The sequence below is a fragment of the Mesorhizobium helmanticense genome, assembly GCF_003034915.1.
Classification (GTDB): Bacteria; Pseudomonadota; Alphaproteobacteria; order Rhizobiales; family Rhizobiaceae; genus Mesorhizobium; species Mesorhizobium helmanticense.
Window position 1 is genome coordinate 1 of sequence record NZ_PZJX01000004.1, and the last position, 17088, is coordinate 17088.

Sequence of the window (17088 nt, forward strand, 5' to 3'; positions counted from 1 at the left end):
TGGCCAGGACAGGTCTTCCAATGAAACCTATATCCAGGTCGCTAGCAAAGGCTGGAGCCTGCCGGCTGAAAATCTCCGCTCCGCGATTGCAAAAAGCCTGTCCCTTCGCGAGTCACTGCTCCGCTATGCCCACGCGTTCCTTATCCAGTCGTCCCGGACTGCACTGATCAACGGCCATTCGAAAATCGAGGAACGCCTGGCCCGCTGGTTGCTGATGGTCCACGATCGCAGTGAAGGCAACAAGATCTACCTGACGCATGAATTTCTGGCGACCATGCTCGGCTCTCGGCGTCCCGGCGTTACCGTAGCCCTGCAAATGCTTGAATACAGGGGGCTGGTTCACGCTAAACGCGGTGAAATTACCATCGTTGACCGAGCAGGAATGATCGCTCTTACCCATGGCGCCTACGGCGAGGAGGAACAGCGCTATTTTGGCCTGGTCTCCAGCTGATTGTCTATGCGGTGGCCATTTGACTGCCAAGGTGTCTAAAGGATTTGGCCGAGCTTTTGTTCTTCCCGGTCGGACTGAAATCACCGTCTCGGACCTAACTGCAAATCCAGCCTCAATTGCGAGCCAACACTGCCTCCGATTTCAGCTAGTAAAGTTTTGTCCGGAAGCGTACAAAAGACAGGTCGTCAGCCACGAATTGGGCGCTGACGCTTGGGAGCGATCACCGCACTCCTGCCCCAACGGAGGCCGGATTAGGTGACGCAATCAGGACAACCGGGTTTAAGCGAGCAGGCTATTGCTTCTCTGGTTCGCGAGTCCGGAGCTTCAGAGCAGCAAATCAGAGAAATCATTTCCCTAGTCGGCTTCGATCGCTCTTCAATTCTGAGGGAAGCGCGCTTGGTGGCCCCCAAACCCAAACCATGATCCCAGAAAAGACAGACGTCTCGCTTTGTCAGTTTGACCAAGCAAATCGCTGATCGCGGTCGATAGTCGACGGCAGCCGCAGCCCCCGCGAAAAGCCTTGCAGCCCACCGTCTTTGGTTAATACGCGGCCCAGTGGCTGAAAGTTTCAGACGAAAATGGCCGAGGCTCAGATATTTGAGGTCGGAGGGGCGCCGCCTGGCGGGCAGCAGGATTTTCGGGGAGAAGGAACTTAATCCCATTCGCCGGCTTATGGCTGGATGAGCGCACGTGGCATCAACTTCTTCGACAAATGGATGGCAGAGCATCTGCCTAAGGCAATGACAAGCGATCCGTTCGCCATTAGGGGTCTGGCCGACCAGGCCCTGAAAGCGGCTGAGGAGAGTGGCATCAAAACACATGAGATCGAAGAGGAGGTCGGCAACGTGTTCGACGTCATTTACGACGCCATGCTGCATCGTGAAGGCGGCATGGTGGAAATGCCCTGAAGCGACTTGCATCCGGCCGACAGACCGGGGACAGTTAACTCGGTGCGGCGACCCCATCAACGGAGATCGCCATGCATGCCTCAGAAGACACTCGCCGATACCCTTGCCGCCCGCGAAACGGTCTATGTCAATTGCGGCCGTCCAATGTGCTGTCAGTGGCGACTGCCGAGCGGTTTAGCACGAAAGACTACGCGCCGCCGTCGCTGAGGATGACGCACGCGCAGCCAAATTGAAGTAAGTGGCTCTTTGCGCTTCCCTGCGGAAGACGACCTGAACGCCTTCGTGAGCTGCGCGACGTTCAGATACCAAACTCAGTGCTTTTGAACCTTTTGAGTGTCCGCCAAAGGGAGTTTGTCCGAATTTTCTAACAGCCGATCGGGTTGATTGCCGAGAGAAGGACTGAGGCGGATCAATGCCAGATTTTGGGGCGGCGTACCTAATCCCTATCGTTTGCTTCTGTGAATTGGCTCATATGGCGCCCCGTCGTGGTCACCTAGTATCTCGCTGGTCGAGGTGTCGCCTATTTGGCGCGGCAAAGTCCGATAGCGAACTCGGCAGCATTCCCTCAATCTCCAACTACCGCGCGCTGGCGCCCTTGGGGAATAGATGCTCTCTGCTGCTTCGATCTCTGTAGTTGTCCTTTACGTGGTCGCGACTTTTTCCGTGATCGGATTCGCTGCTACGTTGGTCATTTCATTGCCACTTGGATTGCTGATCTACTGGGCCGACGAAGAGACCTACGACAGACGAATCCTTCGGAAGGCATTAGATTGGATGACGGTGTTCGGCTCTTACCGGGCTGATTGTGGTTGCCGCCTGAACTAAGTTCTGATGCGACGGGCATCAGCCGCAACCAACCCTGCCGCAATCCGTTGACCCAAAGCCGGGTTGATCCCCTGGCCACTCCAGAACTGCCCGCCTGGCTTGAATCCCGGGCGGGCCATTTTTGCATCCGCTGGGCACTCCCGCTAGAACGTTGCGATGCGCGCACCACTGCTTGATCCCGATGTCGCCGACGAGGCACCGACATCTCCCGTGCTCACCAGCTACGACGAAGACCGCCTGCTCACCTATATCCGCCTGCTCGACGCCGCGGCCGAAGATGCCGACTGGCGGGAGGTCGCCAAGATCGTCCTGCATATTGACCCGGAGCGTGAGCCCGAACGGGCATTCAAGGCTTGGGAGACGCATGTCGCCCGCTGGATGACAACGAACGGTTACAAGTATTTGCTCGCTGGCGGGGCGCCGCACTAAACGCAGAGCGGGTCAGCCGCCCATCGTGTCCATTAAGGTAAACATCTCACCACAAGCCTTATGGTGGCCTTTACTCGCTACTTCCTTGTCAAATTCACGAAACCCGTTGGCGATATCGCCTTGCCCCACCCATGAGCAGATATGATCACAGAAAGAGGAAGTTTGCCATGCCGGGGGAGATTCGTTTGCATGCAAATGTTTCTTTGGACCGAGTTTTGTGAAGCTTTTCACCGTCCTCGCACAATTGATTGGATACACACCTGGCGCAATTCCAGAGCCCCTGCGATTTCGCCGGGATGCACTCAACCATCGACTGCATGGGAGCTAACGTGTCGATTTTCAAAAGACTTGGCCGGATTGGCCACGCTCTTAACCGAGCCCGTATCAGGAAAACTACAATTCAGACGCTGGACAGCTTGCCGCCTGAAATTCAGAAGGACATCGGCTGGGCAAAGTCGATCCCTGGCGCCGACGAGATACGGCTGCCGTTCTAGCCGCGGCTCTCGGCCAGCACAGGTCTTCTGTGGTGCAGGGCGGTCGGCTGCTCCGGCTCGCCGTCCGACTGGTGGATCCGGGTAGTTAAAGGTATCGCTCGCCGTCGGCGCGGTGCGCGAAACAGAACCAATGCGGCGTCTGCTTTGGCTTGGCAATCCCCAGCCGGCATGCCTGCTGCACTCGGCGCGCTCACAGACATGGTGCTGAACGCCCGGCGTGGTGACATGCTCGAGAAGTCGAATTCTGATCTCGTCGCTCATAGCAGTTTTATCGGCTCGATTAGCCCGGCGTAGTCATTGGGCTGGTTGTTGATAGCCGCCGCGTTGACCTCGCGGCCGACACGATAGAACTGAAGCTGTCCGTCAATGTCGTGCCTGAGAATTTCCTTCAGGTCGCCAGCGGGCGTCTTGGGATCAAGCCAGGCGTCGTAATAGGCCGGATCGAGGATGAGCGGCTGGCGGTCGTGGATCTCATTGACCGGCGCCGCCGAAGGCTCCGTGATCATAGTGCAACTGGTGACATCGAGATTGGAGTTGTAGGCCCAAAGGCCCGCAAATGAGAACGGCGCGTGGTCGGGCTGGAAAATGTGCCACGGGTCTTTCTTGCCGTCCGCAGGTGAGATCGTCCATTCGTAATAGCCATCGGCCGAGATCAGGCAGCGGTTGGTGGCTGGTGCCATTCTGGGCGAAGGAGAAGCCCAAAGGACAGATGTTCAATGCCCGCATCGAAAGTGTCGACACGATGCCTTCAAATCAAAACGGCCGGTCCGCAGCCGATGGTTGCCGTCATCGGCGGCTGTGACGAAAGGAACCTCGTCTGTCGGCGCGATATTGTAGCGGGGCGCGTCGTTGCGGCCGACATCCGCCGGTGCCGTCAGCCGATAGAGCCGGTGAATTTCCGACCACGGCAGATATCTGGTAAAGCGCCCACACATCTTCATACCTCAGTTAGGAGGCGCCGACGCCTTTTCCAGCGCCTCGATCGCGGCAAACACAGCCTGCCGCTTCGGCTCGATCGGCTCATCCGGCGTGAACTGAGCATGAGCCAGGGGCGTATAAGCAACTGTTACCGCGCTGACGAGGTCTCGCGCCAGCGTCCCATTGGCCATCTCTGATGTAGCAGCGAGGGCAAGCAGGAAAATGCGATCGTCGCTATACTCTTTGCCGTCTTCCGCCTGGACGATGGCACGAAGCTTCGCCAAAGCCGTCCCCCGATCCGCAAGTTGCTCGTCGGGCTTCGTCAGCAATTGCAATCCAACCGCCTCCAACCTTTTCTGATCCGGCCAGTCGACACAGCACGCCCTAAGCGCCGCTTTGTTCGCCTCATACCAGATCTCGGCAGCCTGATATTCCGCTTCCGATGGCTCTTCGTCTTCTGGGAAACCCATGTCGTCCCAACCTTCGACCGCGAACGCTCCGCTTGCGGCTTCCTCAGCTGTCATTCCAGCGCGGTTAAGCACCGCTTTAGCGGCCTCGATGCCTCTCTGCCTTTCCTCGGGCGTTGCGCCCCTGGCGTTCATAAGCATGTCCATGACCGCCTCCATTATGGCTGGCAGGCCAAGAGTGAACGAAAAGAGAACAGAAATGTCAAGCCAGGCCTTGACGCCAGAGGAATATGTTCCTTATTCCTGATCGATCTGAACAGGGGAAGGCTATGGGAAGGCGCCAAAACGTGCCGGCCGGTGAAGCTATGGCTGAATTGGAGTTGGTCGCCCAGCAGGCGATAGCTGCAGCGAATGGCGATGCTGTGGCGGCTCTCTTGTACGTGCTCACCAGGAACGCCGAACTGGAGCGCGAGCTTGCTTTGTCAAGGGCGGCAATCTCCAACGGCTTTTCTCGCGGTTGGCACAAGGCGCGGCTCTAGCCATGGCAGACACAGCGGAAGACAATTTCCGGATTGAGGTTTGGGATCGGGAAGAGAAAACGCATCTCGAAACGATATGCCGATCGCCGGATGCCATGGTCAGTCAGGCGGCCTGGCAAGCCGCCATCCGGCGCCGGCCGGGCATGCTGCTGATCCACTACAACAGCCGCCACGTCATGGAGAAGATCGTGACGCCAGGCGAAGTGAGGATTTCACCACAGACAATCATCGACGGCAGCGTGCATGCTGGCCTCGACGTGTCGCTTGGTGACCTGCGCGAATGGCATGCGCTGCGCGCGTGGTGCAGAAACTGCTCGCATCATGCGGAGGTTAAGCCGGCGGCGCTCATCCGGAAATACGGGAAGGCTGCGCTGTTCAGCACGGTCGAGAGGGCACTGCTCTGCACGAGCTGCGACAGAGGCGGCCCGGTAAGGCTGGAGATCCACAGGCTACCCAGGAATTGAAAGGATGCGAAATGCAGGAGCTTATCGATTTTCTACAAACCAACTCGGCGCTGGTGCTGGCTAACCCAGCTCTCTTTGCTACGCTCGCGATCCTCTTCGGAGGTGGAGGGTTCGTTGTCGGCCGCTACTTCCTGGCAGAACGCATCGCCAATCTGGAAAGCCGCATTGCGAGACGGGATGACGAGATTGCGGAGCTCAAGGGGGGTCGACCGACTGAAGAAGAGGCAGACTTGCAGACGGTGCCTTTAATGGCCACCACTGCCGAATGGGGAGATGAGGAGAGCGCACTCGCTAGCAGCCTCTTCGCACGCACCGAAGAAAAAATACGCCTTTGTCAGTCCTAAGGTGAAGGGTGCCTGTGGCACATCGGCTGCTGCGATCGGCCGATCTGATGGTGGTGTCCGGCGGCGTTAATCGATGCAGCTTGCCAAGCGGTTCCCGACGCATTCGCTGGGCTGAGCGACGGCCGGCTGCGAACCCCCGCCAAAACCTCGCAGCCCGCCATCAGAATCATAGTCGGAGGCTGACAACAACACGTTAGACGGGAAAATGGCCGGCGCCAATTGGGCGGGGGGGACGCCGGCCAGACGGAGCGTTTTCAGTTCCGCCGCTTCAATAAACTAGCGGACCAGGCGTCGGTGCGTATGGTGCGATCACGGAATTATCTACGGGACTTCCTCCAGCCAGCCGCTCGGGCTTCCTCTTCGGAGCAAAACCATTCTTCCCCGAACTCAGGGCGAATGATCGTTTCGTCGTAAACTTCTGGCTAGGCACACGGTAGATGGGTCTTTGAGCGACAACCCGCCGCTCCAATTTAGCACGAAAGACTAGGCTTCGCCGTCGATATCGCCAGAACTTCGGTCTGCGGGATGGCGGGCTGGGTTAAGCCAAGCCTGATCGGTTTTCGTGAGGAGTGAGATGTCACTCCCCTCGGCCTCAAAATGAGCGTCCCTCTCATGCGCGAGAGACCGTTCTCTCAACCGGCGCTAGTCGTTGGTGAAGCTGCGCGAATTGGTTAGCGCCAAGTAGATGCATTTCTGCTAATGTAACTCCTCTCGCACATTCATGCGCGTGACGAATATGGGAGGATGCGATGGATACCCGCAACGCGGGGTTCGCCTCGCTAATTTTGGCTTTGTTGATTCTTGCAACTGTTACCGGCTGGGTTCACGCCGATACAAATTCGAGTCAAGTTGTGCGCGATCATCGCAAAATTGTTTTGGATCTGAATGTTGTTACACCCTCCCGGCTGCAGGGTGTCCTACGGAAAGGTAAGATTGGCCTTCGCTTCGATTCTCACCGGAGGCGCCAAGATTTCTTCTATTTGATCACGACGCTCGACGGTCGTCTGATCCTCAGTGGTCGCTCTGAGGGTGGCAATGTTGTTTCAGCTTTCGGTGATCAGGCAACCGCAAAAAGCAAACGCGCTGATCTAGAAACATTTCGTGCTGAGGCTGAAGTGGCGCCGGCGTCCGACAAGGCGAAGATAAGCCGCCGGCAAGCTCTGCAGCCTCTTGTCGCAGAAAAGCTATTGTCAATCACTGACGTACAAGGAAATTTAGACGCAGTTCAACAGACAATTGCGTCGCCCGAATATGCATTGCTACCAACTCTTTCGGACCAGCTCGCCCAAGCTGGAATGATAGGTAACCTGTATCGCCCGTCATTTGCATTGCACGCCGTAGGAATGGGAGCAACAACGTTGTTGGGGATGGCACCTGCCAGCCAACCAGGATTTCTCGCGCGTCAGAAACTGCCACCACGCATCCGGCCCTTTGTCACCGGAAAAATCGGAGACCTCCTCGCGCCCCCAAACATATCTGGGTTTTGCTGGAACAAGGAAGACGGGGCGAATCTTGAACAACTGCCACAGTGCCCTCCGGATCAGAATCAGTGCAACGTCGCGGGGCGCGACGGTCCGGCCGGTGATGAAGAAAATGGCTGCTACGGCCGCTGTGGCCCGGGTTGCACTTGTTGGAGTTCCCTCTGCGGGGACTGTTGTTTCAACGACAAATGCGCAGTTCACGACGCTATAACCCGCAAATGCAGCTGGAATCCAACATCCTGGGCTGCATGTGTCGTCGCCGGCAATCCAACTTGGCTCGTCGGCTTTGGTTGCTCCTAGTGCGAACTTATTGCGGACTGACAGCAACTGAACTTTCATCTGCCGGCGATGAGCCTCGGAAGTTGTTACCGCCTTTGCAAGGATGCTCCCGAACGCATGCCTGCGACGATGTTCGGATGAGGGGAACGTTCCCTCGTTGCGAACTCACCGATTGGGAACTTGCAGAAAGCATAACGCGAAGCGCGACGGACGCGGGGTATGCAATTGAGCTAGACCCAGCACCGGACACTGACAGGTTTCGGCGATGAGCCGATTATGAACGTGGCCCTGCGGCTGGGCCGCAGTTTCGATGGCCGCAGGGCCCGACCAGTGGTGCAGGGGGGTGAGCGCCGGCTAGCGATCATGAGACGAGGGTGATCGCAGACGAAACATCAGATTTGAGCTACGGAGGCTGAATTCTGTTTAAGCGCCTGTGGCCCAAATAGGGTCGACTAATTTGGCATCGTATTTGCAACTGCTCAGGCCGGGGCTTGGGACAGAGGGCTCGTCGGTCCGGGAATGGACCGGCGGGCTCTCCCACTCACCCGGCGGCCGTCATAGGATTTCCGGGCCGTTCCGTTTGAGCTGTGCGAGTGTTTCCATCGCTGCTCCCTCCAAAAAATTTTTTGCCTGCCCCTTGAATTCTTTCTTGACGTTCCAAAATCGATTGCCGTCGAGGCTTAGGCTCGACTGTTGGCGTCGCGGCGACGCTCTTTAACCCATGTTGCTTTACGGAGGATATGGCTATGAGAAGCTTGGATTATACCCCCCTTTACCGCTCGACGGTCGGCTTCGATCGTCTCTTCGACCTGCTCGATAACAGCGTGCGGACGGATTGGCCGCCGTACAACATCGAGAAAACCGGTGATAACGACTACCGCATCACCATGGCAATTGCTGGCTTCACGCCTGAGGAGGTTGAGCTCACACAGCATGGCCCTGAATTGATCGTGGTCGGTCAAAAACAGACCGAGGAGAGCGATCGGCAAGTTCTGCACCGTGGTATGGCGACTCGCAACTTCAAACATGTCTTCAGGCTGGCAGACTATGTGAAGGTCGCGAATGCCTCGCTGGAGAGTGGCTTGCTGTCTGTCGACTTGGTGCGCGACATTCCTGAGGAATTGAAGCCGCGTCGAATCGGCATCAGCACGGATAAGCAGCCCTCGCAGAACAAGCAGATCAGCCAAGATACTCAGCCACAGAGCAAAGTAGCCTGATCAAAACGCAACAATCTGCGGTCCCCGCCCCCCGGCCGAGCCTGGAGGCACAGATTGCGGAGAACGGAGATGACACCCGAAACCAAAGATTTCTTCGAAACCAAGTCAGGATATGCGGTCCCGCTCAGCATCAGGGAAACGCTCGGGAGTCCTGACGATGTACTCCACCATCCAAACATCAGCGTCGCCGAAAAACGTGCGTTGCTCGCCTCCTGGGCGTCCGATGTACGCGCCGTCCCCGGCGTCCCGATACTACGTCAGTGGGACAACGGGTCTGTCGCAATAATCGATGACATCCTGCGTGCTTTGTCGGCTCTTGACGGCGAGCAGCCAGACGAGGACCTGCGTTGTCGCTTCGATATGGCGAAGCGCGCGCCCTTCGCACGGCGTCCTCACAAGAAATGGATTTCGTGGGTGCGCCGCCGTGGACGGGACGACGACGATCCACCACCGTGCCCGGTAAGAGCCCGTCTGCCCCACAACAACGGTGGGGGCGCGATAGTTTGGGCTGAGCCGGCCCTGGTGTAAGGGCGGCGATACTAAGGTCGCTATCGGCGGTCGTCTAAAGCGTGTCATGGTTTGACGACCGCCGCCTCTTCCAGGCGCATCAATGCGCGTTGCGAGCCGGACGCGTGAAGCACTTGCGCGGAGAGGAAGATTTGCGCCACGCCCCATTGCAGGGATTTCCTAGAAGAGACGGACTAAGTGTCACCTGAAGGTCTACGAGATCGAGCAGGCGGAACCTTTGCGAGCACAAAACCTTCTCCAGTAAGCTAGGAGGAAAACCAATGGCAAATCTAGGAAGACTGGCTATCGCGATGCTTGGCATTCTGGCCTACCAAAATCGCGACAAGATCGGAGACTTGATCCGTGGTGCCGGAAATAGCGATCCAAACAATCCGCAAGGCGGGCTCTTGGATCAGTTGTCCAAGGGCGTCTCCGGGACGGCGTTTGGGGACATCCTCGACCGCTTCAGAAAGGCAGGAGCGGGGCAGAAGGTGGATTCTTGGGTTGGTACCGGACCCAACCAGCCGATCGACCCAAAGGACGTGATGACGGCAATAGACGAGGACACTCTCACTTCCCTTTCGATGCAAACCGGTCTGTCGCGCGATGAGCTGATTGCTAGGATCACGAAAGACTTGCCTGAGGCGGTCGACAAGCTGACACCAAACGGCGAACTGCCAGCAGCGACCGATGAGGTTACACTCCTCGACCAGGTGGTGCCGCCACGCAGCTCCTAGCGGTGGATGGGGAGTAGGCCCGAAGATGGCAGTAGCTAGAAGGATCAGGAACGGGTCGCAAACGTCTGGATGTATGGCGCTTAGGCCAAGAGGGACGGCAAGGAACACGTCGTTCCACAGTATTGGAACGAGTACGCAGACGCGTTCGGTTGTCACGAGTTCCAGCACAACCACGGGAGACGTGCGGCTTGATGAAGGCCGAGTCGACATTCCCGGTGCGGAAGGCGCGGGCGTCACCGACTTTGGTGCATGGCAAGCCCCCATGGCCTGTTTCGGTCTTGCCAATGCACGTCCATGGCGGCGGTGAACGCAGCGAAAAGGTTGAGGAGCGCAGGGAGGATGCGATGAGTTCGTCTGGTGGAACGATTTCGGTTGGCCTAGCCGCAGGTTTCTGGTCCATGCGTGGGGCGAAAGTGGATCGATAGCAGCGTTGATTCTCGGGCTCCCGCTGCACGCGTCCTAAGCCGGAACAATGCCGCTTGAGCCGAGACCGGCGCCGCCGTAGAAGGCGCGACACTAGATCCCTTACCTGCCGAGAACTTCCCATACGGCATTTTTGTCACAGATCCATTTTGATGAGCTTATCCGCAGCAGTCGGTCTTGATCCAGTATTCACCGTCGCTAATGTTCGTTATTGTGTGACTTGACGGGAAATTGGGCAAAGCACGCAAAGGCCACCGTCTGCTGCAACTTCGGCGGCCTATCAATCCCTCTTGATCATCGCGCGGCGGACTTCTGCATGGCCCCGCGGCTAGAAGACTACACGCTTCAGCCGCAGGGCCTTGTCCAGCGGTGCGGGAGTGGGGATTGCCGGCGGGTGAACATGAGCCAACAGGATTTTGCCGCGAAACATCAGAATGTACTACGCCGGCTTAATTCTCTTGAGCGCTAGCCCGATGAGAGCTGAAAACTGAACCGAAATGGTCAACAAAGTTGGCATCGCAATTGCATCGATGAAACTGAGGCAGGTGGAAGGGCCTGTCTCTTCGCAAATGGAGAGGCAGGCCTGTACTCGTTGTCAGCGCTACGGCATTCTCCGCACAGGATGCGGCGCTCATTCGCCTATTGCAGTTGTTCTTAGAGGGGGGAGGTACTTAGCGATCCTGCTGCCGATCCTTAGATAACGTCTGCTTGTTCGACCACCAAATCACGTAGATCGATCCCACCTTCAAGACTGGGACGCGCCGATCACGTTCGCGAGTCCGCAGTTCTCGATACGTCTTCACCTTCAGGGTGCCTTTCGGCAACTTGATCCGCAACGCCATCTGATTTCCCATGCTGTGCGGCGCAATATTCTGGTTCCACCAATGCAGGTCAATTCACGACTTGCTGAAATGCATAGCTCGCTTCTGCCTGGCACGGCCGTCGGGCGCCTAAAAAACCCCGGATCGATTGCGCGTGTCAAATAGGATGCAATCGGGTGTCCGCTACGCCAGGCTAACCTTTGCCACGCTGTCTTTGAAGTCTTCCTTGGGATCCCCTATGCCGAGAAACAACTTTATACCGGCAACGACGCTGGAAGCGTCGTTCCAGATTTCCGCCTCAGTCGGATCGAACCGCAGCAAGCAGAGCTTAGGATCGTCCTGCCCTTGCTCAAACCAGGCCGCGACTAAGCGATTCCACAGTCGATCAATCGTGGCGCGGTCATTGTCAGTCTGTAGAGTGCCATGGACGGTCGCGAAAAGGTCATGGCCTTTCGCCGCGTAAACAAGGGTCGCCGATTTTGGGCTTGAGGCGGCGTTCTCTGCAAGTTCGGTATCTTTTGCGGTGAAGAAGTAAATGACCTTCCGATCACCGTCGAACTGCGCTGTCATGGGCCGGGGATCTACGCCCGGAAGCCCGACCATGGCCGTCATATCTGAGCGGATTGACTTCCAGAACCGTCCTTCGAATTCGTGATTGTCGTGCATATCGTGGCTCCTGTGAGTCAGCCAAACGTCGCGGTGGGGCCAAGGTTCCTATTCCTGCCGGGATCAGTGTCGCCAGAGCGCAGCGTTATAGAGGACGGCGACATCATGGCTCACCGCTGAAGCCACTGGCGTCTTCCTTGCCGTGCGTCGTGCCTCCAGATTCCTCTGGAAGGGCAAGTCGCAATGATCCGGAATGATTGAGATTCTGGCCGAGGCGGGGGATAGGTGTGACGGCGGAAAAGGGCGGGGGGCGCCTCAGCATTTGCTTGAGGGAAGCTCATGCTCCGCCGTCACGAGCCTCAACCGGGTTCGACCGCAGATGCTCCAGAAAGGCGGAGACGAAAAGGTCCAAGTCCATTCGCAATCAACGGCGCGAGTTTGATTAGTCAGCTTCGGCTGTGTCGCCATTTGCGGCGTCTTTTCGATACCGCCAGCGTTTTGTGGCGTCGCTTGTACAGCCCTGTCTAGAAAGCCGGTTGCATGCCTTCAGTTGCGGGTTGCTCGAGCATGGGGTTTGGTGGGATCGCAACGCTTTGAGACATGACGCTCTCCGTTTTGCTTCGATCAGGCGAACGACCGGAGCCCTCCCAAAGTTCCAAAAGCTGCTGATCTGCAGTGACCGCCTGAAGGGTCCATTCAATCGTCGGCTCCAGACAGACTATCAGCAACTCACGATGGAACCTTGTGCCGCCAGATCGCATTAATGGCGTTGCATCAACTGGGGCTATTATGGGGGCCACCGTCGACCACGAGCTGGAGACTAGCCTGCACCGCTCGGAGGTGTTAGCGGCGCTGGGCGATCGCATTCGAGAAATCGACGATCCTGGAGAACTGGCATACGCGGCAGCACAATTGCTAGGCAGGCAACTCAATGTCAGTCGAGCTGGCTACGGAACGATCGATCTCGAGCGGGAGACGATCACCATCGAACGAGATTGGAACGCGCCGGGCATAAAGAGCTTGGCGGGGATACTTCATTTTCGGGATTACGGCTCGTACATCGAAGATTTGAAGCGGGGCGAGACTGTCGTTTTCGACGATGCTGAAAAGGATCCTCGGACGAAGGCTCATGCTGACGCGCTGAAAGCTATCAGCGCTCAATCGGTCATCAACATGCCGGTGACTGAGCATGGCGGCCTGGTTGCGCTGCTTTATTTGAATCACGCCAGGCCTCGACGCTGGACACCCGACGAAATCAACCTGATTTCGGAAGTTGCCAACCGTATGCGTACGGCGACCGAGCGCCTGCGCGCCGAGCGAGCGCTGCGCGAAAGTGCCGAGCGTCTGACCTTTCTCGATAAGCTCGGCAAGGAAACCGCTGATGCGACCAACGCCGACGCCGTCATGCAAGTCACAACCCGGCTGATCGGAGAACACCTTCGTGTCTCCATCTGCGCCTACGCAGACATGGAGCCGGACCAGCACCATTTCACCATTCGCGGCGACTGGAGTGCCCCGGGTTCGCCCAGTATCGTCGGCTACTACAGCCTGGCGGGTTTTGGGCGCCTCGCTGTCGCCAACCTTAGCGCCGGGCGGCCGCTTGTAGTCAACGACAACCTCGCGGAACTAGCGCCCGAGGAAGCAAAGACGTTCCAAGATATCGGCATCGCGGCAACTATCTGCATGCCGCTGGTCAAGCAGGGTCGGCTGACCGCGCTGATGGCAATTCACGATAGGCATTCGCGTTTGTGGTCGCAACGTGAACTGGCCTTGCTGACTGAGGTGACTGAGCGCTGCTGGGCCCACATAGAGCGGGTTCGCTCCGAGCAGGGGGCCAGGGCCAGCGAGGAGCGTCTGCGGCTGGCGACAGACGCGGCCGCCATCGGCACATGGGACTATGACCCCGTGAGGAGGGATCTCCGCTGGGACGACAGGTGCAAGGCTCTGTTCGGGCTACCACCCGACGCCGCGGTCAACTACGAGGAAGCATTCTTGGCGGGCTTGCATCCTGAGGATCGAGATCGGGCGGACGAGGCTGTACGGAGAGCGCTCACGCCCGGAGAATCTTCCCGATATGACATCGAGTATCGCACCATAGGCCTGCACGATGGAAAAGAGCGATGGGTCGCAGCCACGGGCGACGCATTTTTTGAAGACGGGAGAGCGGTCCGCTTCATAGGCACGACGATTGACATAACCCGACAAAAGCTGGTTGAGCGCCATCTCCAGATCATGAACGCTACAGGAGCCGCAGTGGCGGCCGAGCTCGACTTGGAGCGGATCGTGCAAACAGTTACGGACGCCGGCGTGGAATTGTCGGGAGCGCAATTCGGGGCATTCTTCTATAATGTGTTCGACGATCAGGGTGGCAGCTACATGCTCTATGCCTTGTCAGGCGCGTCCCGGTCGGCCTTCGAGAACTACCCGATGCCACGCAACACGGCCGTATTCGCCCCCACCTTTCTTGGAACCGGCGTGGTTCGCTCCGACGATATCCTGCAAGACCCGCGCTACGGCAGAAATTCACCCAACATGGGAATGCCGAAGGGTCATCTTCCTGTTCGCTCCTATTTGGCGGTGCCGGTCACAGCGCGCTCAGGCGAAGTGCTTGGCGGACTATTCTTCGGGCATGCCGAAACCGGCGTTTTCGGAGCCGAACACGAGTCGGCGCTACTCGGACTTGCAGGACATGCCGCGACGGCAATTGACAATTCCCGCTTGTTCAAGGCGCTGCAGACCCTCAACGCCACGCTCGAGCAACGTGTGCTCGACGCGGTTGCCGAGCGTGCCAGAGCGGAAGAGCATCTTCGGCAGGCACAGAAGATGGAAGCTGTCGGCCAACTCACCGGTGGGATAGCGCATGACTTCAACAACATGCTCGCCGTCATCATTGGCGGCCTTAATCTTGTGCAGCGCAAGCTTAGAAAGGGCGATACGAACGTCCAGAGTTTCGTTGAGGGGGCGATAGAGGGCGCTCAACGTGCGGCGGAACTTACCAAGCGGCTTCTGGCTTTTGCACGCCAGCAACCGCTAGCGCCGAAACGCCTCAATCCAAACCGTTTGGTCGGCGGTATGAGTGAATTGCTGAACCGGACGCTGGGCGAAACCATTGAGGTTGAGACTGTGCTCGCCGCAGGCCTTTGGCAGGTGAAGGTCGATTCTGCGCAGCTTGAAAACGCTCTCCTCAACCTCTCGGTCAATGCCCGTGATGCGATGCCTGCAGGCGGAAAATTGACCATCGAGACCTCCAACGCCTACATCGATGACCGATATGCGAGAGAAAATGCAATCGCCCCCGGCCAGTATGTACTCATCGCGGTCACCGACACCGGCACCGGAATGTCAGAGGATGTCAGGGCCAAAGCCTTCGATCCATTTTTCACCACGAAGGGCGTTGGTAAGGGAACGGGCCTGGGACTCAGCCAAGTCTATGGCTTCGTGCGGCAGTCAGGCGGTAGCGTCAAAATCTACTCAGAACCAGGCCACGGAACTACTTTGAAAATTTACCTGCCGCGCTCGTATGACCGGGTAGAAGAGGAAACTGTCTCGAGACCGACAGAGGAGTATCCGGGCCGCGCGGAAGAAGTCATCATGATTGTCGAGGACGAGGAACGCGTTCGTCTTATGGCAGCCGAGGCGCTGCGCGAGCTAGGCTATTCGGTTCTGGAGATGCGTGGTCCGCGAGAAGCGCTGGACCACGTCCAAAGCGGGCACGTGCCGTCGCTCCTGTTTACGGATGTTGTGATGCCGGAGATGTCGGGACGTGAACTGGTGGACAAGGTCAAGGCGATACATCCTGACCTCAAAATTCTCTATACCACCGGCTACACGCGCAACGCCATTGTCCACAACCGAACTCTGGACTTTGGGACAGAGCTTCTAGGCAAACCCTACACCATCGACGAATTGGCGGAGAAAGTTCGCTCTATTCTCGACCGATAGGAAGGTCGGTGGTCGGCCGCGGAGGAAAGCGCAGCGCCCGTCCAGGCTGATTGGTTTGCGGCACCGTCAGCAGGCGGAGGTCGGCAGCGTCACATCACGATCACGGAGCGGTCTCGGCAACGAGGCCGCCACTGAACGCCAAGGCGCAGACGTCGGCCCCGCTATGGCTACAATAAAAGGATGCTGCCTTGTGACAGCGCCCTATACTTTTGATCAAAGGCGATCACTAACAGCCCTGCTGACCATACCACTCGTCGACATCCTTTCGGACGCGATCCTTCGATACCGTAGCGTTCCTGGATCTTGCCTACGAACTGGTCGCGCTTCCCGCGATCCGATCCAGATCGTCGTCGTCAGTGAGCTTACCCCACTGTTCCTTGACCTTGCCCTTGACCTGCTTCAAGTTTCCTTCGACGCGGTTCCATGGTCCGTGACCGCCATTGTTTCAGAGAAAGTAAAACGGGTGTCAGCCCGGGAGGTTCCGATTAAGTCAGAGATCAACTGAGCAAAAAGCGCGGCGCAAACCTCTTTCGCGACTGGGGCGGACGTCGAAGGCGTAGGCTATGTGCAAAGGCTCGTCGCGGCACCACGGAGTTGGCGAAGATGGACCAAACGTAGAGCCTTGCAACACCCCACATGTCGATGAGGACTCCAGTGTATCGCTGCGGACCAGGGCCAATCGTTCGCGGCCGTAGATTCAAACGTGCTCGCGCAGGAACCGAACAGCCCTCCCGGCATTGAGGGGACACGTCTGGGAGGCTCTAATGCAGATCGTTCGAACTGAAGTTGCCAAAGCTACTGCGCTGGACGGGCAACAGGTCCTCCGCGTTATTTTCTGCGGCGAGGGTGGCGAATGTGTCACTGTGGATATGGCGAACGTCGATGGCACAGATAGTGGTCCCGCCGCGCTAGACCGAGCGAAAGCGATCTTGATCCAGACCGCTACATTCGGCGTTGCCGCTAACGATTACGACGCGACAAGCAACGGCAATTTTGATGAAGTCTCGGTCACGTCCGCAAGCGATGAAACTGGCGACGTGTATATTTTTGAGTACCGCGATGGAGAAGGCAGCCGCCGCATTCCGCCGTCCAGGATGCCCAGCCTGGATGCTGCTCGGACGGAGGCAACTCGCTGTGCAGTTGATCTATTGGTGGACTTGCAGCCCGGTACTGACAATCTATCCGGCTGGCTGGTTCGGGTCTCTAACCAAAGCGGGGAACTGATTTGCACAATTGATGTGGCCGAGGCAGAGGCAGCCCGCCAGGCGAACCGGTGAGGCTTGGCATCCATGGTGC

The 17088-nt window shown here is 57.7% G+C and carries 14 protein-coding genes and 2 pseudogenes; 12 read left to right on the top strand and 4 right to left on the bottom strand.

The features are described from left to right. The 3 genes from C9427_RS02085 to C9427_RS02100 form a co-directional block, all read left to right on the top strand. The coding region (locus C9427_RS02085; RefSeq protein ID WP_146172485.1) for a Crp/Fnr family transcriptional regulator at nt 1–451 on the top strand (451 nt) is incomplete at its 5' end. A gap of 680 nt (nt 452–1131) precedes the next feature. After that, the gene (locus C9427_RS02090) at nt 1132–1359 is read left to right on the top strand and encodes a DUF768 domain-containing protein (RefSeq protein ID WP_107647569.1); all 228 of its coding nucleotides are present in this window, start codon (nt 1132–1134) and stop codon (nt 1357–1359) included. A gap of 981 nt (nt 1360–2340) precedes the next feature. Then, complete coding sequence (locus tag C9427_RS02100; RefSeq protein ID WP_107647571.1) at nt 2341–2613, top strand: DUF2285 domain-containing protein; 273 nt, start codon at nt 2341–2343, stop codon at nt 2611–2613. A 751-nt stretch (nt 2614–3364) separates the two neighbouring features. On the opposite strand, the pseudogene C9427_RS02110 reads toward C9427_RS02100, so the two are convergent. Together C9427_RS02110 and C9427_RS02115 are read right to left on the bottom strand one after the other, a co-directional pair. Continuing rightward, nucleotides 3365–4048 (bottom strand): annotated as a pseudogene (locus C9427_RS02110) (SOS response-associated peptidase). A gap of 3 nt (nt 4049–4051) precedes the next feature. Beyond that, nucleotides 4052–4651, bottom strand: a complete 600-nt coding sequence (locus C9427_RS02115) for a hypothetical protein (protein ID WP_107647573.1) — start codon at nt 4649–4651, stop codon at nt 4052–4054. 146 nt (nt 4652–4797) lie between these two features. On the opposite strand from C9427_RS02115, the gene C9427_RS02120 reads away from it, so the two are divergent. The 7 genes from C9427_RS02120 (at nt 4798) to C9427_RS02145 (ending at nt 10000) form a co-directional block, all read left to right on the top strand. Then, a complete protein-coding gene (locus C9427_RS02120) occupies nt 4798–4971 on the top strand; it encodes a hypothetical protein (RefSeq protein WP_245436955.1) in 174 nt (57 codons plus the stop codon). A gap of 2 nt (nt 4972–4973) precedes the next feature. Then, the gene (locus C9427_RS02125; protein ID WP_107647574.1) at nt 4974–5435 is read left to right on the top strand and encodes a hypothetical protein; all 462 of its coding nucleotides are present in this window, start codon (nt 4974–4976) and stop codon (nt 5433–5435) included. Between the two features lie 11 nt (nt 5436–5446). Then, nucleotides 5447–5779 (top strand): hypothetical protein, encoded by a 333-nt coding sequence (locus tag C9427_RS34640; RefSeq protein WP_107647575.1) that lies wholly within the window; start codon nt 5447–5449, stop codon nt 5777–5779. A 749-nt stretch (nt 5780–6528) separates the two neighbouring features. Further along, complete coding sequence (locus tag C9427_RS33715) at nt 6529–7560, top strand: hypothetical protein (protein ID WP_146172486.1); 1032 nt, start codon at nt 6529–6531, stop codon at nt 7558–7560. A gap of 725 nt (nt 7561–8285) precedes the next feature. After that, entirely contained in the window at nt 8286–8756 is a 471-nt protein-coding gene (locus tag C9427_RS02135) for an Hsp20 family protein (protein WP_107647595.1), read from the top strand. Between the two features lie 69 nt (nt 8757–8825). Next, nucleotides 8826–9284: a hypothetical protein gene (locus tag C9427_RS02140; protein WP_107647576.1), complete on the top strand. Its 459-nt coding sequence runs from the start codon at nt 8826–8828 to the stop codon at nt 9282–9284. A gap of 260 nt (nt 9285–9544) precedes the next feature. Further along, entirely contained in the window at nt 9545–10000 is a 456-nt protein-coding gene (locus tag C9427_RS02145; RefSeq protein ID WP_107647577.1) for a YidB family protein, read from the top strand. 1427 nt (nt 10001–11427) lie between these two features. Here C9427_RS02145 and C9427_RS02155 read toward each other — a convergent pair. Then, a complete protein-coding gene (locus C9427_RS02155; protein WP_107647579.1) occupies nt 11428–11910 on the bottom strand; it encodes a pyridoxamine 5'-phosphate oxidase family protein in 483 nt (160 codons plus the stop codon). Between the two features lie 729 nt (nt 11911–12639). Here C9427_RS02155 and C9427_RS02165 point away from each other — a divergent pair. Next, nucleotides 12640–15792 carry a GAF domain-containing protein gene (locus tag C9427_RS02165; RefSeq protein WP_107647581.1) on the top strand — a complete coding sequence of 1051 codons (3153 nt, stop codon included), beginning with the start codon at nt 12640–12642 and terminating at the stop codon, nt 15790–15792. A gap of 226 nt (nt 15793–16018) precedes the next feature. Here the strand turns inward: C9427_RS02165 and C9427_RS02170 are convergent. Further along, nucleotides 16019–16216, bottom strand: a pseudogene (locus C9427_RS02170) (CsbD family protein); the annotation flags it as partial. Nucleotides 16217–16556: 340 nt separating this feature from the next. Between C9427_RS02170 and C9427_RS02175 the strand changes: the two are divergent. Further along, nucleotides 16557–17069 carry a DUF6894 family protein gene (locus C9427_RS02175; protein WP_107647582.1) on the top strand — a complete coding sequence of 171 codons (513 nt, stop codon included), beginning with the start codon at nt 16557–16559 and terminating at the stop codon, nt 17067–17069. Nucleotides 17070–17088: the final 19 nt, after the last annotated feature.

Bases quoted from the DNA above. Each gene is read 5' to 3' on its own strand.
- C9427_RS02165 (WP_107647581.1), top strand. From the start codon at position 12,640: ATGGGGGCCACCGTCGACCACGAGCTGGAGACTAGCCTGCACCGCTCG.
- C9427_RS02135 (WP_107647595.1), top strand. From the start codon at position 8,286: ATGAGAAGCTTGGATTATACCCCCCTTTACCGCTCGACGGTCGGCTTC.
- C9427_RS02175 (WP_107647582.1), top strand. From the start codon at position 16,557: ATGCAGATCGTTCGAACTGAAGTTGCCAAAGCTACTGCGCTGGACGGG.
- C9427_RS02100 (WP_107647571.1), top strand. From the start codon at position 2,341: ATGCGCGCACCACTGCTTGATCCCGATGTCGCCGACGAGGCACCGACA.
- C9427_RS02155 (WP_107647579.1), bottom strand. From the start codon at position 11,910: ATGCACGACAATCACGAATTCGAAGGACGGTTCTGGAAGTCAATCCGC.
- C9427_RS33715 (WP_146172486.1), top strand. From the start codon at position 6,529: ATGGATACCCGCAACGCGGGGTTCGCCTCGCTAATTTTGGCTTTGTTG.
- C9427_RS02125 (WP_107647574.1), top strand. From the start codon at position 4,974: ATGGCAGACACAGCGGAAGACAATTTCCGGATTGAGGTTTGGGATCGG.
- C9427_RS02090 (WP_107647569.1), top strand. From the start codon at position 1,132: ATGAGCGCACGTGGCATCAACTTCTTCGACAAATGGATGGCAGAGCAT.
- C9427_RS02115 (WP_107647573.1), bottom strand. From the start codon at position 4,651: ATGGAGGCGGTCATGGACATGCTTATGAACGCCAGGGGCGCAACGCCC.
- C9427_RS34640 (WP_107647575.1), top strand. From the start codon at position 5,447: ATGCAGGAGCTTATCGATTTTCTACAAACCAACTCGGCGCTGGTGCTG.
- C9427_RS02145 (WP_107647577.1), top strand. From the start codon at position 9,545: ATGGCAAATCTAGGAAGACTGGCTATCGCGATGCTTGGCATTCTGGCC.
- C9427_RS02120 (WP_245436955.1), top strand. From the start codon at position 4,798: ATGGCTGAATTGGAGTTGGTCGCCCAGCAGGCGATAGCTGCAGCGAAT.
- C9427_RS02140 (WP_107647576.1), top strand. From the start codon at position 8,826: ATGACACCCGAAACCAAAGATTTCTTCGAAACCAAGTCAGGATATGCG.